Raw genomic sequence first — 493 nt, 5'->3', positions numbered from 1 at the left:
ATCTGCGCGCTGTTGCCGATTGCGCCAACCAGCTTCTGCGCGTCGATGGCGTCGAGCAGGTCCTTGATGGCAGCCTGCTTGGCCGGGTCAACCGGTGCTGCTGCAGCAGCCGGAGCTGCGGGCGCCTGGTTCTGCAGCGCTTGAGCCATGGCGAAGGTCGGCACGATGGCAGCCAGCAACATCAGTTGTTTGAATCGTTTTTGCATCATTACTCCCTAAGAGAAATTAACTTGTACCGCACGCTGCGCGGGAAAGCGTACCGGCCCGATACGCGATGACCCGCAGCGTAGCTTCAACGTATTAACTGAGACTGAAAGCTGCTGGCACGGATCAAGCCGCGCCGCTGCCCTCACCGCCGTTATCACCTTCAGTGGAGCCGTCGGAATCGTTTTCCGACTCGGCCTCGGCCTCAGCCTCAGCCTCAGCAACCTGTTGCAGACCGGACAGCTTGGTCCCTTCGTCAAGGCTGATGAGTGTAACACCTTGCGTAGCG

The 493-nt window shown here is 59.8% G+C and carries 1 pseudogene; it reads right to left on the bottom strand.

Going from position 1 to position 493, the window contains the following annotated elements:
- A pseudogene (locus tag VSR34_RS38360) lies at nucleotides 1-206 on the bottom strand (hypothetical protein); the annotation flags it as partial.
- Between the last annotated feature and the right edge of the window lie 287 nt (nucleotides 207-493).

It is taken from the genome of Paraburkholderia sp. JHI2823, from assembly GCF_038900695.1.
Classification (GTDB): Bacteria; Pseudomonadota; Gammaproteobacteria; order Burkholderiales; family Burkholderiaceae; genus Paraburkholderia; species Paraburkholderia mimosarum.
This window is presented reverse-complemented; position numbering and strand designations above follow the sequence as displayed.